This window comes from Pseudonocardia sp. NPDC046786 (assembly GCF_040645415.1).
In the GTDB taxonomy this organism is placed as follows: domain Bacteria; phylum Actinomycetota; class Actinomycetes; order Mycobacteriales; family Pseudonocardiaceae; genus Pseudonocardia; species Pseudonocardia kongjuensis.
Genome location: NZ_JBEYYF010000004.1, coordinates 81,684 through 108,214, shown reverse-complemented (window position 1 = coordinate 108,214; position 26,531 = coordinate 81,684). Strand labels below are relative to the sequence as shown.

At 74.7% G+C, this 26,531-nt stretch carries 18 protein-coding genes and 1 pseudogene; 2 read left to right on the top strand and 17 right to left on the bottom strand.

Translation table 11 applies throughout. The features are described from left to right. Window positions 1–15: 15 nt before the first annotated feature. The 12 genes from rpsP to ABZ881_RS06110 form a co-directional block, all read right to left on the bottom strand. On the bottom strand, window positions 16–513 hold the full coding sequence (rpsP, locus tag ABZ881_RS06165) for a 30S ribosomal protein S16 (RefSeq protein ID WP_358482249.1): 498 nt from the start codon (window positions 511–513) through the stop codon (window positions 16–18). A gap of 148 nt (window positions 514–661) precedes the next feature. Then, window positions 662–1,789, bottom strand: a complete 1,128-nt coding sequence (locus ABZ881_RS06160) for a CPBP family glutamic-type intramembrane protease (RefSeq protein WP_358482247.1) — start codon at window positions 1,787–1,789, stop codon at window positions 662–664. Further along, window positions 1,786–2,901 (bottom strand): amidohydrolase family protein, encoded by a 1,116-nt coding sequence (locus ABZ881_RS06155; protein ID WP_358482245.1) that lies wholly within the window; start codon window positions 2,899–2,901, stop codon window positions 1,786–1,788. The genes ABZ881_RS06160 and ABZ881_RS06155 overlap by 4 nt, the downstream gene beginning before the upstream one ends. A gap of 15 nt (window positions 2,902–2,916) precedes the next feature. Further along, on the bottom strand, window positions 2,917–4,497 hold the full coding sequence (gene ffh, locus ABZ881_RS06150; protein ID WP_358482243.1) for a signal recognition particle protein: 1,581 nt from the start codon (window positions 4,495–4,497) through the stop codon (window positions 2,917–2,919). Window positions 4,498–4,507: 10 nt separating this feature from the next. Then, window positions 4,508–5,068, bottom strand: coding sequence for an AAA family ATPase (locus ABZ881_RS06145; RefSeq protein WP_358482241.1), 561 nt, complete (start codon window positions 5,066–5,068; stop codon window positions 4,508–4,510). A 385-nt stretch (window positions 5,069–5,453) separates the two neighbouring features. Beyond that, window positions 5,454–7,856: a [protein-PII] uridylyltransferase gene (locus ABZ881_RS06140; RefSeq protein WP_358482239.1), complete on the bottom strand. Its 2,403-nt coding sequence runs from the start codon at window positions 7,854–7,856 to the stop codon at window positions 5,454–5,456. 140 nt (window positions 7,857–7,996) lie between these two features. Beyond that, the gene (locus tag ABZ881_RS06135; RefSeq protein WP_085912388.1) at window positions 7,997–8,335 is read right to left on the bottom strand and encodes a P-II family nitrogen regulator; all 339 of its coding nucleotides are present in this window, start codon (window positions 8,333–8,335) and stop codon (window positions 7,997–7,999) included. Between the two features lie 3 nt (window positions 8,336–8,338). Then, window positions 8,339–9,661, bottom strand: coding sequence for an ammonium transporter (locus tag ABZ881_RS06130; RefSeq protein WP_358482237.1), 1,323 nt, complete (start codon window positions 9,659–9,661; stop codon window positions 8,339–8,341). 221 nt (window positions 9,662–9,882) lie between these two features. Then, the gene (gene ftsY / locus ABZ881_RS06125; RefSeq protein WP_358482236.1) at window positions 9,883–11,811 is read right to left on the bottom strand and encodes a signal recognition particle-docking protein FtsY; all 1,929 of its coding nucleotides are present in this window, start codon (window positions 11,809–11,811) and stop codon (window positions 9,883–9,885) included. A gap of 67 nt (window positions 11,812–11,878) precedes the next feature. After that, complete coding sequence (gene smc / locus ABZ881_RS06120) at window positions 11,879–15,487, bottom strand: chromosome segregation protein SMC (protein WP_358482235.1); 3,609 nt, start codon at window positions 15,485–15,487, stop codon at window positions 11,879–11,881. Between the two features lie 81 nt (window positions 15,488–15,568). Beyond that, the gene (locus tag ABZ881_RS06115; protein WP_358482233.1) at window positions 15,569–15,988 is read right to left on the bottom strand and encodes a VOC family protein; all 420 of its coding nucleotides are present in this window, start codon (window positions 15,986–15,988) and stop codon (window positions 15,569–15,571) included. A 94-nt stretch (window positions 15,989–16,082) separates the two neighbouring features. Continuing rightward, window positions 16,083–16,373: an acylphosphatase gene (locus ABZ881_RS06110; RefSeq protein WP_358482232.1), complete on the bottom strand. Its 291-nt coding sequence runs from the start codon at window positions 16,371–16,373 to the stop codon at window positions 16,083–16,085. 94 nt (window positions 16,374–16,467) lie between these two features. Between ABZ881_RS06110 and ABZ881_RS06105 the strand changes: the two genes are divergently transcribed. Then, window positions 16,468–17,205 (top strand): CAP domain-containing protein, encoded by a 738-nt coding sequence (locus ABZ881_RS06105; RefSeq protein ID WP_358482230.1) that lies wholly within the window; start codon window positions 16,468–16,470, stop codon window positions 17,203–17,205. 9 nt (window positions 17,206–17,214) lie between these two features. Here ABZ881_RS06105 and ABZ881_RS06100 read toward each other — a convergent pair whose 3' ends face one another. The 5 genes and pseudogenes from ABZ881_RS06100 to kdpA all read right to left on the bottom strand — a co-directional run bounded on the left by ABZ881_RS06100 (window position 17,215) and on the right by kdpA (window position 25,036). Next, complete coding sequence (locus tag ABZ881_RS06100) at window positions 17,215–17,910, bottom strand: response regulator (protein ID WP_358482229.1); 696 nt, start codon at window positions 17,908–17,910, stop codon at window positions 17,215–17,217. Further along, a complete protein-coding gene (locus tag ABZ881_RS06095; protein ID WP_358482227.1) occupies window positions 17,907–20,438 on the bottom strand; it encodes a DUF4118 domain-containing protein in 2,532 nt (843 codons plus the stop codon). The genes ABZ881_RS06100 and ABZ881_RS06095 overlap by 4 nt, the downstream gene beginning before the upstream one ends. A gap of 125 nt (window positions 20,439–20,563) precedes the next feature. Then, window positions 20,564–21,169 (bottom strand): annotated as a pseudogene (locus tag ABZ881_RS06090) (potassium-transporting ATPase subunit C); the annotation flags it as partial. Window position 21,170: 1 nt separating this feature from the next. Beyond that, a complete protein-coding gene (gene kdpB, locus ABZ881_RS06085; protein WP_358482555.1) occupies window positions 21,171–23,225 on the bottom strand; it encodes a potassium-transporting ATPase subunit KdpB in 2,055 nt (684 codons plus the stop codon). 137 nt (window positions 23,226–23,362) lie between these two features. Beyond that, window positions 23,363–25,036 (bottom strand): potassium-transporting ATPase subunit KdpA, encoded by a 1,674-nt coding sequence (gene kdpA / locus ABZ881_RS06080; RefSeq protein ID WP_358482225.1) that lies wholly within the window; start codon window positions 25,034–25,036, stop codon window positions 23,363–23,365. A 406-nt stretch (window positions 25,037–25,442) separates the two neighbouring features. On the opposite strand from kdpA, the gene ABZ881_RS06075 reads away from it, so the two are divergent. After that, complete coding sequence (locus ABZ881_RS06075; RefSeq protein ID WP_358482223.1) at window positions 25,443–26,492, top strand: magnesium and cobalt transport protein CorA; 1,050 nt, start codon at window positions 25,443–25,445, stop codon at window positions 26,490–26,492. Window positions 26,493–26,531 lie beyond the last annotated feature (39 nt).

Sequence of the window (26,531 nt, the reverse complement as noted above, 5' to 3'; positions counted from 1 at the left end):
CCGTGGCCCGCCGGATCACGACTCGGCGGCAGGCGCGTCGGCGTCCTTGGTGGCGCCGACGACGTCGTCGCTCTTCGTGGCGGCCTCGGCCGGGGCGGCGTCCGCGGTCTTGCCGGCCCGGTCGTTGCCACCCTTCTTCTTCGGCGTGGTGGCCGCGGTGGTCGGCTCGTCGTTCGCCTCGGCCAGCGCCTGCTGGAACCGGGCGAGCTTGTCGACCTTCTCCGGCTGCGGCTTCAGGGTGCCCTCGGTGCCCGGCAGGCCCTTGAACTTCTGCCAGTCGCCGGTGATCTCCAGCAGGTTCTGCACGGACTCGGTCGGCTGCGCGCCGACACCCAGCCAGTACTGCGCCCGCTGCGAGTCGATCTCGATCAGGCTCGGCTCGTTCTTCGGGTGGTACTTGCCGATCGTCTCGATGGCACGACCGTTGCGGCGCGTACGGGAGTCCGCGACGACGACGCGGTAGTACGGCTGACGGATCTTGCCCAGACGCATCAGCTTGATCTTGACGGCCACGCTGTGTTGCTCCTCGCGAATGTCGTGTCGTGCTGCGATGAGTCAGCTGGCGCTCGCGTGGGGTACGGGCTCGCTCACTCGAAGGTCATCGGCCGTGGCTGGTAGAGGGCCGGCCACGGACCCGACCGGTTATTCTGCCAGACGACCCTCAGACCTGCGGCAGGGCCCCGACCAGCATGAGGGCCAGCGCCAGGCCGGGCAGGAAGTTGTTCACCGCGTGCGCCACGACGCTGGCGGTGATCCGGCCGGTCAGGATGCGCGCGATGCCCAGCGGCAGCGCGACCACGAACAGCAGCGGCGCCCGCAGGAACTCCAGGTGGGCGATCGCGAACACCAGCGTGGTGATGACGAAGACCACCCAGCGGTTGCTGATCCACTTGGCGACCGCGTTCCAGAGCAGCCCGCGGTAGACGATCTCCTCGCAGACCGGGGCGATCACCACCACCCCGAACATCACGGCGAGCGCGATCGGCCAGCCGGCGGTGATCCCCTCGAACGCCACCCCGACCGAGGTGCTGAGCTCCGGGCCGACCAGGTACAGGTAGAGCAGCGCGGCCGGCACGGTGACGAACAGCCCGGCGATGCCGATCAGCAGCCCGACCCCGACGTCCTCCCAGCGGAACCGCAGACCCAGGTCAGCCGCCGGGCCGTCGCCGCGCCAGAGCGTCCACAGGATGCAGGTCAGCGCGGCCAGCATCGTCGGCACCGCGATCGCCAGCAGCACGCCCCCGGCGGAGTCCACGCCGGTGGTCCAGGCCATCACCGCCGACGCGCCGAGGAACACGATCTCGACGACGAGGAAGGCCCAGAGCCCCCAGCGCACCCGCGGGGTCGGTGACGGACTCAGCCCGAACGGGCCGGTCGGCGGTTCCGGCGGCGGGCCGTGACCGGCCGGGCCGTGGTGCGGGGCGCCCGGGCCGGGCCAGGGGGGTGCGTGGCCGGCGGCGGCGTACTGCGGGGGCGGGGCGGGGCGGGCGGTGCCGTAGCCGTACGGCGCGCCGTGGCCCGCCGGGCCGTGCTGCCGCGGCGCGCCGCCGTATGCCGCCGGATCGGGCTGCATGGTGGGGTGGGCCGCCGGTCCGGGCTGCACGGTGGGGTGGCCGGCCGGGTCGTGCTGCCGGTCGCCCGGGCCCGCTGCGTCGTGCGCCGCGGTGCCGTCGTCGGGCGGGCCCGGTTGCGCGCCGGCGGGCCCGGCCCACCCCTCCTGACCGGACGATCCGTCCCCCGGGTCCGAGGTGTGGCCGCTGGGGCCCGGCGGCCCGGGCGTGGAGCTCATGCCCCCACAGATACCCGACGGCCCCTGATCACAACCACCGACGGGCCCCGGAGCACGCCGAGGTCGTCACGCGGATCACGGTCGTACACGACGAGATCGGCGGGCGCCCCCGGCCCCGGACCGGCCGGGCGGCCCAGCCAGGCCCGCGCCGACCAGCTGGCGGCACCGATCGGGTCGGGATGACCGGCGCGGGCCAGCTCGGCGACCTCGTCGGCGATCCGGCCGTGCCGGATGCCGCCGCCCGCGTCGGTGCCCGCGTACACCGGCACCCCAGCCTCGATGGCGCGGCCCACCGTCTCCCAGGCGTGTGCGTGCAGGTCCCGCATGTGCCCGGCGTAGCGCGGGTACCGGGTGGCCTGCTCGGCGATCGACGGGAACGTCTCCACGTTGATCAGGGTCGGCACCAGCGCGGTACCCCGGCGGGCCATCTCGGCGATCAGGTCGTCGGTGAGGCCGGTGCCGTGCTCGATGCAGTCGATCCCGGCGCCGATCAGGCCGGGCAGCGCGTCGGTGCCGAACACGTGCGCGGTGACCCGGGCGCCCACCTCATGGGCGGCGGCGATCGCCTCGGCGAGCACCTCGTCCGGCCAGAGCGGGGCCAGGTCGGCGCCGTCGCCGAGACCCCGGTCGATCCAGTCACCGACCAGCTTCACCCAGCCGTCGCCGCGGGCCGCCTGGGTGCGGACCTCGTCGACGAGCAGCCGCGGGTCGTCCAGCTCGGTGGCCAGGCCCGGGATGTAGCGCTTGGGCCGGGCCACGTGCCGGCCGGCCCGGATGATCTCCGGGAGGTCGTCGCGCAGCTGCAGGGCCGAGGTGTCGACCGGTGAGCCGCAGTCCCGGATCAGCAGGGTGCCCGCGTCCCGGTCGGTGCGGGCCTGCTCAGCGCACTCCTCCAGGTCGGTGATCGGCCCGTTCGGTCCCAGCCCGACGTGGCAGTGCGCGTCGACCAGGCCGGGGACGATCCAGCCGTCGACGGTCAGGTCCTCGGCCCCGGGCAGCGGGTCCGGGCTGATCCGCCCGGCCCCGTCGACATAGAGATCGGCGCCCAGCGCGCCGTCCGGCCCGAGCAGGGTTCCGCGCAGCCGCCACCCCGCGGCAGGAAGATCCGACATGACCCGGAGGCTACGTCACTTCTTCTTGCCGAAGTTCAGCTTGGACGGGTCGAAACCGGGCGGCAGCTGGTCCATCGAACCGAGGCCGGGCGGCAGCTGCTGCAGGCTCGGCGGCAGGTTCGACAGGTCCGGCGCAGCCTGCGCGGCCCGGTTCGCCGGGTTGCCGCTGCGCCGGCCCTTCTTCGCCTGGCGGGCCTTGCGCGGGTTCTTCGGGATCTTCTTCGTCGCGCTCCGCCCGCCACCGCCGAGGCCGAACTGACCGGCCATCTGCTTCATCATCTTGCGGGCCTCGAAGAACCGGTTGACCAGGTCGTTCACGTCCGACACCGTGGTCCCGGAGCCGTTCGCGATGCGCACCCTGCGGGAGGCGTTGATCATCTTCGGGTCGTCCCGCTCGGCGGGCGTCATGCTCCGGATGATCGCCTGCAGCCGGTCGATCTGCCGGTCGTCGACCTGGTCCAGCGCGGCCTTCATCTGCCCCTGGTTGGCACCCGGGAGCATGTTGAGGATGTTGCCGATCGGGCCCATCTTGCGCAGCTGCAGCATCTGCTGGAGGAAGTCCTCCAGGGACAGCTCACCGGAGCTGATCTTCTGCGCGGCGGCGGCCGACTGCTCGGCGTCGAAGTACTGCTCGGCCTGCTCGATCAGGGTCAGCAGGTCGCCCATCCCGAGGATGCGCGACGACATCCGGTCCGGGTGGAAGACGTCGAAGTCCTCGAGCTTCTCCCCGTTCGACGCGAACAGGATCGGCTGCCCGGTGACCTCGCGGACGCTCAGTGCGGCACCGCCGCGGGCGTCGCCGTCGAGCTTGGTCAGTACGACGCCGGTGAAGCCGACACCGTCCCGGAACGCCTCCGCGGTGGCGACCGCGTCCTGACCGATCATCGCGTCGACGACGAACAGGACCTCGTCGGGCTGCACCGCCGTCCGGATGTCGGACGCCTGACGCATCAGCTCCTCGTCGACGCCGAGCCGGCCCGCGGTGTCGACGACGACGACGTCGTACTGCTTGTCGCGGGCGTGCGCGATGCCGTCGCGGGCGACAGCGACCGGGTCGCCGGGCGGGTGGGCCGAGGTCTCCGACGGCTCACCGGAGCCGGTGGCACCCGGGTGCGGCGCGAACGTCGGCACCCCGGCCCGCTCGCCGACGATCTGCAGCTGGTTGACGGCGTTGGGGCGCTGCAGGTCGCAGGCCACCAGCAGCGGGGTGTGCCCCTGCCCCTTGAGCCAGCGGGCCAGCTTGCCCGCCAGCGTCGTCTTACCGGCACCCTGCAGACCGGCCAGCATGATGACGGTCGGCGGTTCCTTGGCCAGCGCGAGCCTTCTCGTCTCGCCGCCGAGGATCGCCACGAGCTCCTCGTTGACGATCTTGACGACCTGCTGGGCGGGGTTCAGGGCCTGCGAGACCTCCGCACCCTTGGCCCGCTCCTTGACCCGGTTGATGAACTGGCGGACCACCGGCAGCGCGACGTCCGCCTCCAGCAGGGCGATCCGGATCTCGCGCGCGGTGGCGTCGATGTCGGCGTCGGAGAGCCGGCCCTTGCCGCGGAGGTCACGCAGCGTGGATCCGAGCCGCTCGGAGAGGGAGTCGAACACCCTTACCAGCCTACTTGGCCAGTGCCAGGCCCCGGCGGGCACCGGAGCGATCCGCGGTGCGGACCGAGACCCAGCCCCGTTCGCGGCCCGCACGCAGCCGTTCGGAGGTCGACCTGGCGCGCTCGACGTGCACCGCGAACGGCCGCGGACGCACCACCCGGCCGCGGGCCCGCTGCCCGGCCAGCGCCTGGTCCGGGGGCACGTCCAGCCACAGCAGGTGCGGGGCCCGGCGCGACGCCCTGGCCAGCACCCGGACCGCCGCGCGGACCGCGGCCGACGTCGCGGGCAGGTGGACCACCACGGTCTCGTCCCGGCCGGCGCAGGCCAGCACGACGCCGGTCCGGTGCGCCAGATGGGTGAGCCAGCGGTACGACCGGTACGGCGTCGCCGCGGGGAGCCGGCGCGCGAGGACGCTACGGGCGGCGCCGGAGTCGAGCACCCGGACACCGGCCGGCGCGGTCATCGCCGCCAGCAACGTGGACTTCCCGGCTCCGGGCAGCCCGGCGACCAGCAGCAGGGTCCGGCCGGGAAGCGGGACGACGAGCGGATCGACGGCGCACGCAAGGCTCATGCACGACGCAACGGTCCGGGGTCACGGATCGTTCCATCACGAACACGGCCTGTCGTGCAGAGTGGGCCGGGCGTCGCGTCGGTTCCGTTCGGTGCGGAGCGGTGGAAGCGGGTTCATCGGACCGGGTCGGTCGGCGCAGGTCCTCGCGCAGGCCCGTCCGCACCGCCTCGCCGGCACCGTCAGCAGCGGCCTCGTGCAGAACCCGTGCGCACGGACCCCCACGCCGGCCACGACTGCTCCGGTCCGGTTCGCACCTCGCGCCGGCCGATCCGCACGGGTTCGTCGCGTTCGCACGGGATCGGATCCGTGCGAACGCTGCGAACCCGTGCGGGCGCGGGCGGACACACCGAGGGGCGATTCTCGCGGAGCGCGCAGCGGCCCGGGGTCAGCCCCGCGGCCGGGCCGCCGCGGCGGCGAGCACCGCCCGTTCGATCTCCCGGCGGGCCGCCCGGTCCGGCGACCCGGCGATCCCGAAGGAGTCGACGATCGAGGCGCCGAGCGTCTCCACCCGGGCCCAGACCAGGTCCACCCCGGTCCGTTCCAGGGCGGCGGTGACGTGGTGCAGCAGCCCGATCCGGTCGGTGCCGCGCAGCTCCAGGACGACCGCGCCGCTGGCCTCGTCGTCGAACCAGAGCACCCGCGGCGGCGCGGTCCGCTCGACCTCCGGCGTCGACGGCGCGTAGTCGCGCTCCTTGCGGGCCAGCGCCTCGGGCAGCCCGAGCGATCCGGCCCGTACCCGGATCAGGTCGGAGCGGACGAGCGCCGGATCGGGCAGCCCGCCGAACCGCGGGGTCACCGCGAACGTGAGGACCGCGACCGCCCCGCCGTCGCCGGCCGGGGTGATCGCGACGTCGGCGGTGTGCACCTGCAGCGAGTGCAGGGCCACCACGCCGGCAACCGCGGAGAGCGCGCCGCGCCCGTCGGGCAGCGCGACGGCGACGGTCGCGACGTCGTCGCCGGTGGAGAACCGGACCTGCGGCGCCCCGTCCTCGACGACCGCCTCGATCATCTCCTTGTACGCCGGGTCGGGCGGGCCCGGCTCGACGAACGGCCGCCCGTCGAGCGCGCTCAGGCAGCGTCCGGCCAGCCCCTGGATCAGGGTGCGCCGCCACGGGCTCCACACCCCGGGCCCGGTGCCGAGCGAGTCCGCCTCGGCGAGCGCGTCGAGCAGCTCGACCAGTACCGCGACCCGCTCGTCGTCGACGCCGACGGCGGCCCGCAGGGTGTCCAGCACCCGGGTCACCGTCGCCGGGTCCTCCGGGTCACGACGGGTGGCGGTGTGCGGGAGCAGCAGGTGGTGGCGGACCATCGCGGCGAGCATCTCGACATCGGACTCGCGCATCCCGAGCCGGTCGCCGATCTGGCGGACCAGGGACTCCCCCACCACCGAGTGGTCGCCGCCGCGGCCCTTGCCGATGTCGTGCAGCAGCGCGCCGACCAGCAGCAGGTCCGGCCGGGACACCCGGGTGGTCAGCCGGGCGGCCTGCGCGGAGACCTCGACCAGGTGCCGGTCGACCGTCCACACGTGCATGCGGTCCCGCGGGGGCAGGTCGCGCACCGCACCCCACTCGGGGAACAGCCGGCCCCACAGCCCGGTCCGGTCCAGCGACTCGATCACGTCGACGATCGCCTGGCCGGTGCCGAGCAGCGCGAGCAGCTCCGCCAGCGCCGCCCGCGGCCACGGTGTTCGCAGCTCGGGGGCGGTGTCGGCGAGCCGGGTCAGGGTGCCGGCCGAGATCGGCAGTCCGGTGCGGGCCGCGGTGGCGGCGACCCGCAGCACCAGGGCCGGGTCCTTCGCCGCCGAGGCGTCACGGGCCAGGCCGACCTCACCGCCGTGCTCGACGACGCCGGAGTCCAGCGGGCGCCGCACGGGCGCCCGGCGCAGCGCGGCCAGTCCGCGGCGGGGCAGCGCGTTGCGCGCCTGGCGCAGGCCGACCTCCGCGCTGAAGGCGACCGCCCGCGCCGCGCCGGACAGGGCCCTGGCCAGGTCGAAGCGGTCGCCGACGTCGGTGAAGCCGACGCTCGCCGCGATCTCGTCGGCGTCCTGGGCGCGCAGCACGTCACGGGAGCGGCCGGAGAGCCGGTGCAGCTCGGTGCGCACATTCAGCAGCAGCGTCCTGGCCTCCACCACCTCGGTGGACGGCCGGTCGACCAGCTGGGCGGTCGCGAGCGCGTCGACCAGCTGGATGTCGCGCAGCCCGCCGTGACCGCTCTTGAGGTCCGGTTCGATCCGGTGCGCGACGTCGCCGTTGCGCCGCCAGCGCTCGGTGGTGGTCTCCACGATCTCGTCGAACCGGCTCCGGATGCCCGCCCGCCAGGCCTGCCGGACGGCGTCCCGGACCTTGCCCGACAGGGCGCCGTCGCCGGCGATGTGCCGCGCCTCCAGCAGCCCGAGCGCGGCGCGCAGGTCGGTGGTCGCGACCTGGACGGCCTGGCCGGGGGTGCGGACCGAGTGGTCCAGCCCGATGCCGGCGTCCCACAGCGGGTACCAGAGCTGTTCGGCAAGGGGGTCGATGCCCTTGCGCCCGTCGTGCAGCAGGACCAGGTCGAGATCGGAGTACGGACACAGGTCGCGGCGGCCCAGCGCGCCGACGGCCACCAGGGCGACCCCGCCTCCCTCTCCGCCGATGCCCAGCGTCGCGCAGCGCGACGCGAGCCAGAAGTCGTGCAGGTCGACCAGCGCGGCCCGCAACGCCTCCGGACCGTGGTGGTGCCGGCCGTTGGACTCCAGGAGGACCGACTTCGCCTTGACCAGGTCCGCCGCCTCACCCGACCCGAGGACCGTCATCTCCCCGCGCCACCCGCTTTCTGCTCGTTCGGCCCCCGGTCGCCTCGATGGCGCCGGTATGTCCGGTTCGAGCCCGGACGGCGGACGGGCCCGCCGCAGCCCCGTGGGGATGCGACGGGCCCGCCCGCTGATATCCGAGCTCAGATCGCGTCGGTTCCGCGCTCGCCGGTGCGGACCCGGACGACGGTCTCGACGGCCGTCACCCAGACCTTCCCGTCACCGATCTTCCCGGTGCGGGCTGCCTCGACGACCGCGTCCACGACCTTGTCCAGCAGGGCGTCGTCCACGACGACCTCGACCCGGACCTTGGGCACGAAATCGACCGAGTACTCGGCGCCCCGGTAGACCTCGGTGTGGCCCTTCTGCCGGCCGTAGCCCTGGACCTCGCTGATCGTCAGCCCCAGCACGCCGATCTGCTCGAGCGCACCCTTGACGTCCTCGAGGACGAACGGCTTGACGATTGCTGTCACGAGCTTCATGGGTCAGGCCTCCTGCTTCGCCGGGGTGGTCGGCTGGGCCGAGGCGGGGGGCTTCGGGGCAGAGCCGAGGCCGGCGCCGCCACGCAGGCCGGACAGCTCGTAGCCGGTCTCGGCGTGCTCGGCCTCGTCGATACCGGCCTGCTCCGCCTCGTCCTCGACCCGCAGGCCGATCGTGAACTTGACGATGTAGACGATGATCGTTGTGACGATGGCGCAGTAGACGATGGTCGCCAGCGCGGCGACCGCCTGGATGCCCAGCTGCGTCACGCCGCCGCCGTAGAACAGACCGTTGGTCTCGTCCGGCGCCACCGCGGTGCCGAAGAAGCCGATGGCCAGGGTGCCCCAGAGGCCGGCGACGAAGTGGACGCCGACGACGTCGAACGAGTCGTCGTAGCCCAGCTTGTACTTGAGGCCGACCGCGTAGGCGCTCAGCGCACCGGCGATCGCACCGACGATCAGCGCGCCGACCGGGGAGATCGCGGCGGCGGCCGGGGTGATGGCGACCAGACCGGCCACGATGCCGGACGCGGCACCCAGCGAGGTGGCCTTGCCGTAGCGCAGCTTCTCGACGAGCAGCCAGCCCAGAATGGCGGCGGCCGTCGCGGCAACGGTGTTGGTGAAGGCGAACGCGGCGGCCCAGTCAGCGGCACCGGACGAACCGGCGTTGAAGCCGAACCAGCCGAACCACAGCATGCCGGCACCGAGCATGACCAGCGTCAGGTTGTGCGGGCGGGCGGCCTCGCGCGGCCAGCTGCGGCGCTTGCCCATGATGATGCAGAGCACCAGGGCGGCGACACCGGCGTTGATGTGGACCGCGGTACCACCGGCGAAGTCCAGCGCGCCGAGGCTGGTGGCGATCCAGCCCTGGTCGAGGTCGAAGACCCAGTGTGCGACCGGGAAGTAGACCAGCGTGGCCCACAGACCCGAGAACAGCAGCCAGGAGCCGAACTTCATCCGGTCCGCCGCCGCACCGGCGATCAGTGCGGTGGTGAGGATCGCGAACATCGCCTGGAAGCCGACCACAGCGAGCTGCGGAACCACCTCGGAGGCCTCGTCGTTCTCCAGGATGGAGGTGAGACCGAAGTAGGTCGTCGGGTTACCGAGGAGCCCACCGCCGATGTCGGCGCCGAACACCAGCGAGTAGCCGTACAGCACCCAGAGGACGCCGACCAGACCCAGCGCGCTGAACACCATCATCATCATGTTCAGGACGCTCTTCGAGCCGGCCTGACCGCCGTAGAACAACGCCAGGCCCGGCGTCATGAGCATCACGAACGCGGCACACGTCAAGATCCACGCGGTATCGCCGCTGTTGAGACCTTCCACTGGTTAACCCTCCCAGGTCTGTCATGTCTGACTGGGCGGGAAGCATGGTCAGGTCGTGTTTCGCCGTCGATCCTCGTGCGTTTCGCATGCGTTAACAGAGCCGCCGGGCTCATGACGCTTCGGTTACGCAACTGGATCCCGGGGCCGTAATGTCATCCGAAAGGTCCAGTTTGTGAGGCTCCGCACGGAGTAGCGGGTTCCTCCGTGACGGAGCCTCGCGCTCAGTTGAGCAACGCGTCGACGAACGCCTTCGGCTCGAACGGGGCCAGGTCGTCCGGCCCCTCGCCGAGACCGACCAGCTTCACCGGGACGCCGAGCTCACGCTGCACCCGGAACACGATGCCGCCCTTGGCCGTCCCGTCGAGCTTGGTGAGCGCGATCCCGGTGACGTCGACGACCTCGCCGAACACCCGGGCCTGGGTGAGCCCGTTCTGGCCGGTGGTGGCGTCGAGCACGAGCAGCACCTCGTCGACCCGGGCCTGCTTCTCCACCACCCGCTTGACCTTGCCCAGCTCGTCCATCAGGCCGGTCTTGGTGTGCAGCCGGCCCGCGGTGTCGAGCAGGACGGCGTCGACGGCGTCGTCGGTGCCGCGCTTGACCGCCTCGAACGCCACCGACGCCGGATCGGCGCCCTCGGGGCCACGCACGACCCCGGCCCCGGAGCGTTCGCCCCAGGTGACCAACTGCTCGGCCGCGGCCGCGCGGAACGTGTCCGCGGCGCCGAGGGTGACCCGGCGGCCGCCGGCGACGAGTACCCGGGCGAGCTTTCCGGTGGTGGTGGTCTTGCCGGTGCCGTTCACGCCGACGACGAGCAGCACCGCCGGGCGGCCGTCGTGCGGCAGCGCGTGCACCGACCGGTTCTGGCCGGTGTCGAGCGCCTCGACCAGCACGTCGTGCAGGGTCTGGCGGACCTGCTCGGCGGTGCGCACGCCGCGGGCGGCGAGCTGCTCGCGCAGCCGCTCGGTGATCTCCGCGGTCATCTCCGGGCCGAGATCGGCCTGGAGCAGGGTGGCCTCGACGTCCTCCCAGGACTCGTCGTCGAGGTCGCCCGCGCCGAGCAGGCCGAGCAGGCTCTGGCCGAGCCCGGACCGGGAACGCGACAGCCTGCCGCGCAGGCGGCCGATCCGGCCCTCGGCGGGGGCGATGTCCTCGGTGGGGGTGGTGGGGGCGGCCGGCTCGGTCGGCTCGGTCGGCTCGGTCCGCGCGGTCGGCTCGGTCGGCTCGGTCCGCGCGGTCGGCTCGGTCCGCGCGGTCGGCGCCGTTTGCCCAGTGGGCGCGGGCGGCGCGGGCGGCGCGGTCCCGGGCGCCGGGAGCTGCTCGGTCGCCGCCCCGCCGGACGTGGGGAGCTGCCGGGTGGCCGCCCCGTCGGGTGCCGGGAGCTGCTCGGTGGCCCCCGCGTCCGCGGCCGGACCGCCGGGCGCGGCGTCCGGGCGGGCGAGCTGCCGCGTCTCCGGGTCCTTGCTGGCCTCGGCGGTGTCGATGACCCGGCTCTCGCCGGGGGCGCCGCTGCCCCGGTCCGCCGGAGCTGCCGGGGTGGGCTCGGTCCGGACGGTCGGGCCGCTCGGCGACCGGCGGGAGGTGACCGGCGGCGCGGTGCTCACCGGGATGCCCCCGGGTGGCGTCCGGGCCTCGGTCGCGCCACCGACGACCGGCGTGCCGCCGGGCGGCGTGCGCACCTCGTCGGCGGTCGGGCCCTCGTCGACAGCCGTACCGGCGCCGGAATCGGTGCCCGAGCCGGAGTCGGTGCCGGATCCGGTGGCAGCGCCAGTGGCAGTGCCGGCGGCCGTGCCGGTGCCGGCGGCCGTGCCGGTGGCCGTACCGGTGCCGGCCGTGCCGGTCGCGGCATCGGAGGCCGGACGCGAGCCGGGGGCCGGGTCGGTGCCCGGGGGCGAGTCCGGAGCCGCGCCCTCGGATCCGGCGCCGGGGCGCTCGGGGGCCGTGGCCGTCCCCGAGGCGAAGTCGAACCCGCCGCCGGCCTGGTAGCTGCCGCCGCGCGGGGGTTGCCGGTCGGTGTCGAGCTCGGGTGTCGACTCGTCGTCGGAGCGCAGACTGATCCGCCGCCGCCGGGCGATCAGCACCCCGGCGAGGACGGCGACGAGCAGCACGGCGACGACGACCGCGACGACGATCCAGATGGTCTGCGTGGTCACCCGCACAACCCTGCCACGCCCGGGTGCCCGGCCGCGCGCGACACCGGGACGCGGCGCGGGCCGGACGTCAGGAGGCGGGCCGCAGCCGCTGCGAGATGACCTGGGTGATGCCGTCGCCGCGCATGGACACGCCGTACAGCGCGTCGGCGACCTCCATGGTCGGCTTCTGGTGGGTGATGACGATCAGCTGGCTGGCCGAGCGCAGCTCCTCCAGCAGCGAGATGAGCCGCCGGAGGTTGACGTCGTCGAGGGCCGCCTCGATCTCGTCGAGCACGTAGAACGGCGACGGCCGCGCCCGGAAGATCGCGACCAGCAGCGCCATCGCGGTCAGCGACCGCTCGCCGCCGGAGAGCAGCGACAGCCGCTTCACCTTCTTGCCGGGCGGCCGGGCCTCGACCTCGATGCCGGTGGTCAGCATGTCCTCGGGATCGGTCAGGACGAGCCGGCCGTCGCCGCCGGGGAACAGCGTCGCGAAGACGGTCTCGAACTCCCTGGCCACGTCGTGGTAGGCGGTGGTGAAGACCTGGAGGATCTTGTCGTCCACCTCGCGGACCACGGTGAGCAGGTCGCGGCGGGTGTTCTTGAGATCCTCGAGCTGGGTGGACAGGAACCGGTAGCGCTCCTCGAGCGCGGCGAACTCCTCCAGCGCCAGCGGATTGACCTTGCCCAGCTGGGTGAGGTCCTTCTCGGCACGCTTGAGCCTGCGCTCCTGGGTGGCCCGGTCGAACGGCACCGGCGGCGGCGCCGACACCTGCTCGCCGCGCTCGCGGGCGGCCTCGTACTCGGCGGTCTCCGCTTCCGACGCCGGGACCGGCACGTCCGGCCCGTACTCGGCGACCAGGTCGTCGATGCCGATGCCGTGTTCGGCGAGGACCCGCTCGGTGAGCTGCTCGAGCCGCATCCGGGTCTGCTGGCGCACCATCTCGTCGCGGTGCACGGCGTCGGTCAGCTTCTCCAGCAGCGCGGTCAGCCGGGTGGTCGCGTCCCGGGCCTCGCGGTGGGCGCGGTCCCGGTCGGCCCGGGCGGCCTGGATCTCGTCGCGCTCCGCGGCCGCGGCGGCGAGCGAGAGCTCGATCCGGGCGACCGCCGTCTCCCCCGCGTCGACGACCAGCCGGGCGATCGCGCCGGCCCGTTCCCGCTCCTGCGCGGCCGCCGCGGCCCGGGCCCTGGCCTGGCGCTCGGACTGCGCCTGCCGGCGCAGCGACTCGGCCCGGCCGGCGATCGCCCGGGCCCGCTCCTCCGCGGTGCGCAGCGCCAGCCGGCACTCGACCTCCTCGGAGCGGACCTCCTCGACCCGCTCGGCGGCCTCGTCGCGCAGCTCGGTGTCCGGCTCGTCGTCGACCGGGACGTCCTCGGCGATCGAGAGCTGGTGCTCGGCGGCCTCCAGCTCGATCAGCGACTCGGAGCGGCGGGCCTCCACGGTGTCGCGCCGCTCGCGCAGCCGCTGCGCCTCCGCACCGGCCGAGGTGACGACCTGCTCCAGCCGGCCGAGCTGGGCGGCGGCGGCGGAGCGCCGCTTCTCCGCCTCGGTGACCGCGGCCCTGGCCTGCTCCAGGTCATCGGCCCGGGCCCGCTCCTCGGCCCGGGCGCCCTCGCAGGTCGGCCGCAGCGACTCCAGCTCGGCGTCCACCCGGTCCCGCTCGGCGATCGCGTCGTCCACCGCGGCCTGCAGCTGCAACGCGCCCTCCCCCGCACCGGCGCCACCGCGGGCGGCGTGCGCGGTCAACAGGTCGCCGTCGGTGGTGACGACGGTCAGCCCGGGGCGGGCGGTCAGCACGGCCGCCGCGGCGTCCAGGTCGTCGACCACCACGACGTCGTGCAGCAGTGCGGCGAGCGCCGCGCCGAGCGCGGGCGGCGCGGTGACGAACCCGGCCGCCCACCGGCCCGCCGGCGGCTCGCCCGCCGGGGCGGCGACCGGGACCGGCGGCCCGCCGGTGGCGCCGTCGCCACCGACCAGCAGCGCGGCCCGGCCGGAGTCCCCGGCGCGCAGCGCGCGCAGTGCCGCGGCCGCCGACCGCAGCGACGCGACCGCGACGCCCTCGGCGACCTCGCCGAGCGCGGCCGCCACCGCGGCCCGCCCCGCCGGATCGACCACGACGAGCTCGGCGACCGCGCCCAGCAGCCCGTCCGGCTCGGAGTCCAGCAGCGCCCCGGTGCCGTCCCGGCGGACCAGGCCGACGCCGAGCGCGTCCACCCGGGCCCGCCAGTGCGCCCGGCGCTGCTCGGCGACCCGCTCGGCGCGGACCAGCTCGGCGACCCGCTCGGCGGCCGCCCGGTGTGCGGCCTCGGCCTGCTCGACCCGGACGGCGAGCGCGTCCCCGTCCCCGTCGCCGGCCCCATCACCGGATCCGACGCCCAGCGACTCCCGGGCCGACTCCAGCTCGGCCCGCGCCTGCTCGGTCCGGGCGGCCGCCTCGGTGAGCGCCTCCGACAGCCGCTCGATCTCCTCGGCGGTCGCCGCCGCCCCGGAGCGCAGCGCGTCGGCCTTGCCGGCCAGGGTCGCGATGCCGGCCCGCCGGTCGGCGAGCGCACGGACCGCCGCCCGGTGCTCGCGCTCCGCGGCGGCGAGGGTACGCTCCCGCTCGGCCTTCTCCTCGACCACCTCGTCGAGCCGGCGCCGGGCCTCGGCGACCGCGGCGAGCAGCTCCTCCTCCTGCTCGGCGATCGCGTCCGCCTCGGCCTCGGTCTCGTCCGGATCCCGGCCGGGGGTGCGCTCGGCGGCCTCCGACGAGGTGAGGTGCCGGACCCGTTCCTGGGCCAGCCGGACCGTCCCGCGCAACCGCTCGGCCAGCGCGGACAGCTGATACCAGGTGTCCTGGGCGGCGGCGAGCCGCGGCGCGTCCTCGGCGAGGGCGGCGGCGAGCGCCTGTTCGCTCTCCCGGGCCTCGGCGAGCTGCCCCTCGACCTCGGCGCGGCGCCGCCGGGCCTGTTCCTGGCCGGCCTCCTCGCGGGCGACCTCGCCCTGCAGGGTGACGACGTCGTCGGCGGCCAGCCGGAGCCGGGCGTCCCGCAGCTCGGTCTGCACCGACTGGGCCCGGCGCGCGATCTCGGCCTGCCTGCCCAGCGGCTTGAGCTGGCGGCGCAGCTCGGCGGTGAGGTCGGTGAGCCGGGTCAGGTTGGCCTGCATCGCGTCCAGCTTCCGCAGCGCCTTCTCCTTGCGCTTGCGGTGCTTGAGGACGCCGGCCGCCTCCTCGATGTAGGCCCGCCGGTCCTCCGGCTTGGACTGCAGCACGCCGTCCAGCTGGCCCTGCCCGACGATCACGTGCATCTCCCGGCCGATGCCGGAGTCGGACAGCAGCTCCTGGACGTCCAGCAGCCGGGCGCGGGAGCCGTTGATCTCGTACTCGCCGGCGCCGTCGCGGAACATCCGGCGGGTCACCGAGACCTCGGAGTAGTCGATCGGCAGCGCGCCGTCGCTGTTGTCGATCGTCAGGGTGACCTCGGCACGGCCCAGCGGCGACCGGCCGGAGGTGCCGGCGAAGATGACGTCCTCCATCTTGCCGCCGCGCAGCGCCTTGGCGCCCTGCTCGCCGAGCACCCAGCTGATCGCGTCCACCACGTTGGACTTGCCCGAGCCGTTGGGCCCGACCACGCAGGTGATCCCCGGCTCCAGACGCAGCGTGGTGGCCGAGGCGAAGGACTTGAAGCCCTTCATCGTCAGCGTCTTCAGGTGCACGGGTGCGGACTCCAGCTGCGGGGGAAGCCGCCAGGTTACCGGGGGCGGGGCGCCCGCACGGGACGACCCGCCCGGCGCCGGTCAGGCCGCCGGCACCGTCGCGTTCACCAGCCAGCGCACCCCGAACCGGTCGGTGACCTGACCGAACACGTCACCCCACATCTGCTTCTCGAACGGCACGTCGACGACGCCGCCGTCGGCGAGCGCGGCGAACCAGCCCTCCAGCCGGCCGATGTCGTCGCCCGAGATGCTGATCGAGACGCCCGCCGGATCGGCCCCGACCGGCCGCTCCGGGTCGCCGTCGGACGCCATCAGCGCGAAGCCGTCCGGTGTCTGCAGGTAGGCGTGCATCACCCCGTCCGGCGGCGGCACCGGCCCCTCGGAGCCCATGTCGCCGAAGGTCATGATGCTGAGCTCACCGCCGAACACCGAGCGGTAGAACTCCATCGCCTGCCGGGAGGCGTTGTCGAAGTGCAGGTACGGGTTCATCGAGACGGCCATGGCGGGCTCCTTCGGGTCGGTGTGCACCGTTGTAGACCCCGGTACCGACAGGAACTCGTCGGTGATCTCCCAGCCGTGACGCCCGGTGCCCTGCTCAGGCCTCGGTGAAGCCCTCGAACGCGCCTGCCGGCTCGCCCCACTGCTCGGCCACCGCGGTCACCCGGCCCGGGGTGTCCGGTCCGCGAAGCAGGTCCAGCAGCTGCCCGCAGGCCCCCCGGTCACCCTCCGCGGTCACCGCGACCCGCCCGTCGCGCAGGTTGCGGGCCTGCCCGACGAGTCCGAGCTCCAGTGCGCGGGCGCGGGTCCACCAGCGGAAACCGACCCCCTGTACATCTCCCTGGATCCATGCGATGAGCCGAACGGCCGAATCCGTGCTGCTACTCACAGTGCTGGTACGTTACCCGACCGTGGCAAGATCACGTACACCGCGCGCCACCAGAGCCATGCTCGGCGGCGTCGGTGCGGGTGCCGTGCTGGCCATGACGGCGCCACTCACCCCGCTGGGTACGTGGCTGCCCGGACCGGTGGGCCCGGTCGAGGAGACCGTCCCGCTGCGCCCGGTCGGCGCGGCATCGGCCGCGCTGCCCACGGCCGGACCGGCCCCGGCGGACCCGGCGCCGCCGCCGGCGCTGGACGCCGCGTGGGCCGCCCGGGACGCCTTCGCCACCACTCCTGCCGATCCGGGTGCCCCGGCCAGGGCCGCGGCCGCCGCCGCGACAGCCCGGACCACGGCCGACGCCGCAGCAGCCGCCGCAGCGGGCGCAGGGAACACGGCCGCCGCGCGCCCCGGGGCGGACGCGGGCCGGGCCGCCGCGGGCGACGCCGGTCGCCCGGTGCCGGCCGCGGCCGGGCTCACCGGGCAGCTCGCGCTGGTCGTGGAGCTCACCAACGTGGAGCGGGCGGCCGCGGGCTGCAGCGCGCTGCGGGTGGACCCGCGGATCAACGCGGCCGCCCAGGGGCACAGCGAGGACATGGCCGCGAACGGCTACTTCTCGCACGACAGCCGGGACGGCCGGGACTTCGCCGATCGGATGACGGCGGCCGGCTACCCCTCCCCCGGTGCGGAGAACATCGCGGCCGGGCAGCCGGACGCGGCCACCGTCGTCGCGGACTGGATGGCCTCGCCGGGACACCGCAAGAACATCCTCGACTGCTCGCTGTCCACGATCGGCGTCGGCCTGGCCGGCGGCTACTGGACCCAGAACTTCGGGCGCTGAGCCGGCCGCTCAGCCATCGAACCGGTAGCCCATCCCGGCCTCGGTGATCAGGTACCGCGGGCGGGCCGGCACCGGTTCGAGCTTGCGCCGCAACTGGGCCAGGTAGACCCGCAGGTAGTGGGTCTCGGTGTCGTATCTCGGGCCCCACACCTCGTGCAGCACCTGCCGCTGGCCGACCAGCTTGCCGCGGTGCCGCACCAGCAGCTCCAGGATCCCCCACTCGGTGGGCGTCAGGTGCACCTCGTCGCCGCCCGTCCGCACCACGGTCTTCGCCGCCAGGTCGACCGTGAAGTCGTCGGTGGTGACGACGGCCTCCCCGTCGACCGCGGACACCGCCGCCCGCCGGACCGCGGCCCGCAGCCGGGCCAGCAGCTCCGCCATCCCGAACGGCTTGGTCACGTAGTCGTCCGCCCCGGCGTCGAGCGCACGGACCTTGTCCGAGGAGTCGGCACGGGCCGACAGCACCAGGATCGGGATCGTGCTCCAGCCGCGCAGTCCGGCGATCACCTCGGTGCCGTCCAGGTCGGGCAGCCCGAGATCGAGGACGACGACGTCCGGATGGCCGTCCGCGGCCGCCCGCAGCGCGGCCGAACCGTCCGCGGCGACGGTCACCGAGTAGCCGTGCGCGGTCAGGTTGATCCGCAGCGCACGCAGGATCTGCGGGTCGTCGTCGACGACCAGCACCCGGGTGCCGCGCCCGCTCACCGGCGTGCCCCGGCCGGCGCCACCGGCAGCGAGACGACGACGGTGAGCCCGCCGCCGGGGGTGTCCTCCGCGGTCAGCTCGCCGTGCATCGCGGCGGTCAGCCCGCGGGCCACCGACAGCCCGAGCCCGAGCCCGGCGGCCGCGTCCCGGTCGCCGAGCCGCTGGAACGCGGCGAACAGGTCGTCCCACCGGCGGTGCGGGACGCCCGGGCCGCGATCGACCACCCGCAGCTCCACCCGGTCGGCGTGCGCGCTGGCCCGCAGCACCACGTCGGGATCCGGTCCCGGCGCGCCGCCGTGCCGTACCGCGTTGTCGATCACGTTGGCCACCACCCGTTCCAGCAGTCCCGCATCGGCGAGCACGTCCGGGACGTCCTCGCAGAACTCGATCTGCACCCGCTCTGCGCACTCGACACCGAGCAGCGCGGTGGCCGCCACCTCGCCGTAGCCGACCGGGGCGAGCAGCGGGGTCACCGCACCGGCGGCGAGCCGGGAGGAGTCCAGCAGGTTCTCCACCAACCCGGTCAGCCGGTCGGCGGACTCCTCGACGGTCGCGAGCAGCTCGGCCCGGTCGGCGGACGAGAGCGGCAGCGACGGGTCCCGCAGGCTCCCGGTGGCCGCCTTGATCGAGGTCAGCGGGCTGCGCAGATCGTGCCCGACGGCCGACAGCAGCGCGCCGCGGGTCTCGTTGACCGCCGCCCGGCGCTCGGCGGCGGCCGCACCGGCCGCGGCCCGCTCGCCGCGCAGCGCCAGCAGCGCCTGCCCACCGACGGTCTCCAGCAGCCGCCGGTCCGAGGCGGGCAGTGCGCGCCCGGTGCCGACGAGGTGCAGTCCCTCCTCGACGACGACGTCGACGTCGGCCAGCTCCGGGCGCGCGCACTCGTCCGGGCCGGACACCGCGACGGCGGACCAGAACAGGTCCGGCCCGCGTTCCAGCAGCGCCGTGCCCCGGAGCCCGAACACCTCCCGGACCTGGGTCAGCAGCCGGGGCAGTGGCTCGTCGCCGGTCAGCACGGTCCGCGCGAACGAGGCGAGCAGCGCCGCCTCGGCCCGGGCCCGCGCGGCCTGCTCGGCGCGCCGGGCCGCCCGGTCCACCACCAGCGCGACCAGCACCCCGACCAGCAGCATGGTCACGATGCTCACCACGTTGCCGATGCTCTCCATCGCCAGGGAATACAGCGGCAGGTAGTGGAACCAGCTCAGCAGCACCCCGCCGAGCACCGCGGCCAGCAGCGCCGGGCCGAGACCGCCGACCAGCGCGGCGAGCACGGTCGCCAGCAGGTAGAGCATCGCGTCGGTGGTCACGTCGATCCGGTCCACCACCACCAGCAGCCCGGCGACGGTCACCACGCAGGGCCCGAGCAGAGCCAGCAGCCAGCCGGCCGCCGCCCGGTACGGCGGCAGCGCGCCGCGCGGGACGGGCAGCCGCAGCGCCCGGCCCGCCGCGTCGTGGGTGACCATGTGCACGTCGATCGGCCCGGACTCCTGCACCACCCGGGCCGCGATCCCCGGGTCGAACAGCCGGGCCAGCCGGGTCCGCCGGGACGTCCCGAGCACCAGTTGGGTGGCATTCACGCCGCGCACGAAGTCGAGCAGCGCGCCAAGGACCGAGTCCGCGCCGCCGTCACCGACGGCGGTGTGGAAGGTGGCGCCGACGTCCGCGGCGAGCGTGCGGAGCCGGTCCACCGACGCCGGTGTCGCCGGGGCCAGGCCGTCGCCGCGCAGCACGTGCACCGCGTGCAGGTCGGCCGGGCCGGCCCGTTTCGCGATCCGCGCCGCGCGGCGCAGTACCGTCTCCGACTCCGGTCCACCGGTGAGCGCGACGACGACCCGCTCCCGGGTCTCCCAGACGTCGGTGACCTTCTCCTGGGCCCGGTGCCTGCGCAGCGCGACGTCCACCTCGTCGGCGACCCAGCGCAGCGCGAGCTCGCGCAGCGCGATCAGGTTCGGCAGCCGGAAGTAGTGCGCCAGCGCCGCGTCGACCTGGGCGGCCGGGTAGACGTTGCCGTGCGCCAGCCGCCGGCGCAGCGCCTCCGGGGTGATGTCGACCAGCTCCAGCTGGCCGGCCCGGCGGACCACCTCGTCCGGCACTGTCTCCCGCTGCCGGGCCCCGGTGATCGTGTGCACGACGTCGCCGAGCGACTCCAGGTGCTGCACGTTCACCGTGGACAGCACGTCGATGCCGGCGTCGAGCAGGATCTCGACGTCCTGCCAGCGCTTGGCGTGCCGCGAGCCCGGGGCGTTGGTGTGCGCCAGCTCGTCGACCAGCACCACCTGCGGCCTGCGGGCGAGCACCGCGTCCAGGTCGAGCTCGGCGAGCACCGTCCCGGCGTGCTCGACGCGCCGGCGGGGCAGCACCTCCAGGCCCTCCAGCAGGGCGGCGGTCCGTTCCCGGCCGTGCGCCTCGACGACCCCGACGACGACGTCGGTGCCCCGGTCGCGCCGCCGGTGCGCCTCGGCGAGCATGGCGAAGGTCTTGCCGACCCCGGGCGCCGCACCGAGGTGGATCCGCAGCTCACCCCTGTTCACCGGACCATTCTGGCGATCGGCGCCACCCCCGCGGAATCCCCGGTCCCGGCGGCCCCGCGCACGGTGGCGTTCAGCACGGTGGCGTTCAGCACGGTGGCGTTCAGCACGGTGGCGTTCAGCACGGTGGCCTCCCGAACAGCGGCGTTCAGGTCGGGAACGTTCACCCGCGGCTCGCCGAGCATCCCGAACGTAGGGCCGTCGGTGGCGCCGGCGACCAGCTCCGCCACCAGTGCGGGCGGCAGCCCGGTGACCCGGACGACCCGGGGCGCCTGCAGCGCCGCGTAGCCGGGGCTGATGTGCGGGTCCAGGCCGGACGCCGACGCCGTCACCGCGTCCACCGGGACCGCCGCCGGCCGGGTCCCCTCCCGGGCCGCGATCAGCTCCCGGCGCAGGGTCACCGCGGTCAGCAGCTCCGGATCGGCGCCGCCCGCGTCGGACCCGCCCGAGGTGCCCGGGTCGGCCGGGCCGAGCACGTCCGCGGACGACGCGGAGGGCCGGGTGTGGAACCACGGATCGGCGGCCGGATCCGCGGCGACCGGGTCGATCCCGATCAACGACGAGCCCGCGGGCCCGGCGGCGCCGGTCAGCAGGGACCCCTCGGCGGCGCCCGCGAGGCCGGGCAGCCGGGCGACCGCCCAGATCCCGAGCGGATAGACGACACCGCACAGCACCGTCATGACCAGCAGCAGCCGTAGGCCGGCCGCGGCCTGTCTGCGCAGGATGGCGAGCACCTCACACCCCCGGGACCAGGCGGACGACGAGATCGATCAGGGCGATGCCGGCGAACGGCGTGAGCACCCCGCCGATCCCGTAGACGAGCAGGTTGCGGCGCAGCAGCGCGGCCGCCGACGACGGCCGGTAGCGCACCCCGCGCAGCGCGAGCGGGATCAGCGCCACGATCACCAGCGCGTTGAACACCACTGCGGAGAGCACCGCGGACCGCGGCGTGGCCAGCCCCATCACGTCGGGCGCCCCCAGCGCCGGGTACGTCCCGGCGAACATCGCCGGCAGGATCGCGAAGTACTTGGCCAGGTCGCTGGCGACCGAGAAGGTGGTCAGCGCGCCCCGGGTGATCAGCAGCTGCTTGCCGATCTCGACGATGTCGACGAGCTTGGCCGGGTCCGAGCCGAGATCGACCATGTTCCCGGCCTCCTTCACCGCCGCCGTCCCGGTGTTCATGGCGACGCCGACGTCGGCCTGGGCGAGCGCCGGGGCGTCGTTGGTGCCGTCGCCGGTCATCGCGACCAGCCGTCCGCCGGACTGCTCCCGGCGGATCAGCGCGAGCTTGTCCTCCGGGGTGGCCTCGGCCAGGTGCTCGTCGACGCCGGCCCGGGCGGCGATCACCGCGGCGGTGGACGGGTTGTCGCCGGTCACCATCACGGTGCGGACGCCCATCGCGCGCAGCTCGGCGAACCGCTCGGCGATCCCCGCTTTGACGACGTCGGACAGCTCGACGACGCCCAGCAGCCGGGCGTCGCGGCGGTCGATCGCGCCGCCGTCGGGCGCGGTCGCCACCAGCAGCGGGGTGCCGCCGCCGGCCGCGACCTGCTCGACCAGCCGGTCCACCTCGGCCCGGTCGCCGGCAGCCCCCCAGGCCCACTCCAGCACCGCCCCGGCGGCGCCCTTGCGCACCGCGACGCCGTCCAGGTCGATCCCGGACATCCGGGTCCGGGCGCTGAACGGCACCGTCGCCCCGAGCGCCTCCGCGGCGTCGGCCCCGGCGGGCAGGCCGTACCCGGATGCGCAGAGCTCGACGATGCTGCGCCCCTCCGGCGTCGGATCGGCCAGGCTGGCCAGCCGGGCCGCGGCGGCCAGCTCGCCCGGCGCGGTCCCGCCGACCGGGTGCAGCGCGGTCGCCCGCCGGCTGCCGTGGGTCACCGTGCCGGTCTTGTCCAGCAGCAGGGTGTCGACGTCTCCCGCAGCCTCCACCGCCCGTCCCGAGGTGGCGAGCACACCGCATCGGACCAGCCGGTCCATCCCGGCGATGCCGATCGCGGACAGCAGCGCGCCGATCGTCGTCGGGATCAGGCAGACCAGCAGCGCGACGAGCACCACGAGCGGGACCCGGGAGCCGGCGTACGCGCTCATCGGGGCGATCGAGGCGACCGCGAGGACCAGCACGACGGTCAGCGCGGACAGCAGCACGCCGAGCGCGATCTCGTTCGGCGTGCGGGCCCGGGAGGCGCCTTCGACCAGCGCGATCATCCGGTCGACGACGGTCTCGCCGGGCCGGGTCGTGATCCGGACGACGATCCGGTCGGACAGCACGGTGGTGCCGCCGGTGACCGAGCTGCGGTCGCCGCCGGCCTCCCGGATCACCGGGGCGGACTCGCCGGTCACCGCGGACTCGTCGACCGACGCGACGCCGTGCACGACGTCGCCGTCACCGGGCACCGTCTCCCCCGCCTCGACGACGACCAGGTCCCCGACCCGCAGCCCGGAGGCCGGGACCGCGGTGCCGCCGGCGCCGGACCGGGGATCGGCGCCGCCGGGCAGCCGCCGCGCCACGGTGTCCCGCCGGGTGGCGCGCAGCGACGCCGCCCGGGCCCGGCCGCGGCCCTCGGCGACCGCCTCGGCGAGATTGGCGAACAGCACGGTGAACCACAGCCAGGCCGCGACGAGCGCCGCGAACACGCCCGGCTCGGTGATCGCGAGCCCGGTGACCAGCACCGCGCCGGTCCAGACCACGAGCATGACCGGGTTGCGGGCCTGCACCCGCGGGTCGAGCTTGCGCACCGCCTCCGCGGCGGCGGCCCGCCACAGCCGCGCCGCGCCGGCGCCGGTCACCGACGGGCCGGTCGCGCCGGTCTCGCCGGTCAGGGGCGCGCCGCACGTGCCGGTCACGGCGTCTGCGCCGTCTGCACCGTCTGCGGCGTCTGCGGCGTCCGGCACCGGCGTGGCCGCCCGGGGCTCCTCGGGCCGGCTCACGACAGCGCCTCGGCGATCGGGCCGAGCGCGAGCGCCGGGAGGAAGGTCAGCGCCGACACCAGCAGCACCGTCCCGCTGAGCAGCGTGCCGAACAGCGGCCCGTCGGTGGGCAGTGTCCCGGCGCCCGCGGGCACCCGGGGCCGGATCGCCAGCGACCCGGCCAGGCAGAGCACCGCCAGGATCGGCAGGAACCGGCCGAGCAGCATCGCCACCCCGAGCCCGCCCTGCAGGAAGTCGCCGGTCGCGGTGAGCCCGGCGAACGCCGATCCGTTGTTGTTCGCCACCGACGCCCACGCGTAGAGCACCTCAGTGAAGCCGTGCGGGCCCGCGTCGTCCACCGCGCCGGCGGCGACGCCGGGCAGCGCGAGGGTCAGCGCCGTCCCCAGCAGCACCAGCGCGGGCATCACCAGCACCGACACCGCGGCGCAGGTGATCTCCCGGCGGCCGAGTTTCTTGCCCAGGTACTCCGGGGTGCGCCCGACCATCTGCCCGGCCAGGAACACCGCGACCACCGCCATCACCAGAATCCCGTAGAGCCCGGCGCCGACCCCGCCCGGCGCGACCTCGCCGAGCAGGACGTTCAGCAGCACGATCCCGCCGCCGGCGCCGGTCATGCTGTCGTGCATGGCGTTCACCGCCCCCGTCGACGTCCCGGTGGTGGACACCGCGAACAGCACCGACCCGGCGATCCCGAACCGGGCCTCCTTGCCCTCCAGCGCGCCCCCCGCGGCGAGCGCCGCCGGACCGTTCGGGTGCAGCTCGGCGAGCCACGCGGCGCCGAGGAACACCAGCCACAGGCCGCCCGCGACGGCCAGCAGCACGACGCCCTCGCGGGCCCGTCCGACCAGCACGCCGAACGTGCGGGTGAGCGCCACCGGGATCACCAGCAGCAGGTAGACCTGGAACAGGTTGGACAGCGGGCCCGGGTTCTCGAACGGGTGCGCCGAGTTCGCGTTGAAGATCCCGCCGCCGTTCGTGCCGAGCAGCTTCACCGCCTCCTGCGACGCCGCGGGCGCCAGCGGCAGCACGTGCGTCGCACCGTCCACCGTCGTCACCCCGACTCCGGAGCGCAGCGACTGCACCACCCCGGTCGCGACCAGCGCGACCGCCGCGATCGCGGCGAGCGGCAGCAGGATCCGGACCGTCCCGCGAGTCACGTCCACCCAGACGTTGCCGATCCGCCCGTCGCCGTCGCCGGTGGCCGTGAAGCCGCGCACCAGCGCGACCGCCACCGCCATCCCGACCGCGGCGGACAGCACGTTCTGCACCGTCAGGCCGAGCATCTGCACGCTGTGCCCGAGCACCTGCTCGGGCACGTAGGACTGCCAGTTCGTGTTCGTCACGAACGACACCGCGGTGTTGAACGCCATCGCGGGCGCGACCGTGCCGGTGCCGTCGGTGCCGCGGCCGAACCCCAGCGGAAGCAGCGGCTGCACCCGCTGCAGCAGGTAGAGCAGCAGCACCGAGACCAGGGACAGGCCGAGCACTCCGGCGGCGTAGGTGCTCCAGCGCTGTCCGGAGCCGGGATCGACCCGGCAGAGCCGGTAGACGACGCGTTCGACGCGCCCGTGCCGGGTGTCGGTGTAGACCCGCGCCATCCGGTCCCCGAGCGGGCGGAGGCTGACCGCGAGCAACGCCACCAGGACGGCGACCTGGGCCACCCCCGCCATCACCGGCGCTCCGGGCACAGCATCGCGACCACCAGGTGGACGAGCAGCGCCGGCGCGGCCAGCCCGGCCACGACGTCGGCGATCACAGCTTCTCCAGCCCGTGCAACGCGAGCACGAGGACGGCGAAGCACACCACCGTCAGCACGAGCCAGGCCACGTCGGCCACAGGTCCCCCTTCAGGGTCCGCAACCGGATCCTCCGGTGCCCCCGGGCGGGATCGTGCGTGCTGGGAGTACCGCCGCGGCCGGGTCGTGACGGTCGTTTGACGGCACGGACGGGCAGCGTTGACGCCTCCTTGACGGCGTCGTGCCGCCGGTCACGCCCGGCGGCCGTCGTAGCGGGGAACCAGTCGTTACCCTCTGCGGGGCCGGGGGCACCGGGCCGGGAGTCCGGGAGGTCGCGGAGCATGTCGGTGATCGACAACGCGGTGTACGTGGACGGCAGGCGGGCCGCGGCACCCGGCTCGGTGGACGGGGCGCTCGCCGAGCTGCACCGCTGCCGCCGCGACCAGCACGACGGCGCGTCCGGCAGCTTCTGCTGGATCGGGATGCTCCGCCCGGACCTGGACGAGATCCGCGAGGTCGCGAAGGAGTTCGACCTGCACCCGCTGGCCGTCGAGGACACCGTGAACGCCCACCAGCGCCCGAAGATGGAGCGCTACGGCGACACCGAGTTCGTGGTGCTCCGCCCGGCCCGCTACGTCGACCACGACGAGGTCGTGCAGATCGGCGAGGTCCACCTGTTCCTCGGCCCGGACTTCGTGATCACCGTCCGGCACGCCGTCGAGCCGGAGCTGGGCGAGGTCCGCGAGCGGCTGGAGAACGACCCGCAGCTGCTCGCGCACGGCCCGATGGCGGTGCTCTACGCCGTGCTGGACCGGGTGGTCGACGACTACGCCCCCGTCCTCGACGGCCTGCAGGACGACATCGACCAGATCGAGGAGCAGGTGTTCCGGGGCGACCCGCAGGTCTCCCGGCGGATCTACCAGCTGACCCGCGAGGTGATCGCGTTCCAGCGGGCCGTCGAGCCGTTGCAGGAGATCTTCGGGGAGCTGCGCGGCCGGTTCGCGAAGTCCGGGCCGAGCCCCGATCTGGAGCTGCGCCGGGCGATGCGCGACGTGATCGACCACGCGACCCGGGTCCGGGAGCGGGTGGAGGGTTTCCGCGACCTGCTGGGCAACATCCTCACCGTCAACGCCACCCTCGTCGCGCAGCGGCAGAACGAGGAGATGACCCGGTTGACCGAGGCCGGGTTCGCGCAGAACGAGCAGATGAAGAAGGTGTCGTCCTGGGCGGCGATCCTCTTCGCGCCCAGCCTGATCGCCGGCATCTACGGGATGAACTTCGAGCTCATGCCCGAGCTGAGCTGGACGTTCGGCTATCCGATGGCGTTCGGTATGATGCTCGCGCTCGCGCTGGTGCTGTACACGATGTTCCGGCGCAACGGCTGGCTGTGACCGTGGGCCGGGCGCGCACCCCCCGTGCGCGCCCGGCCC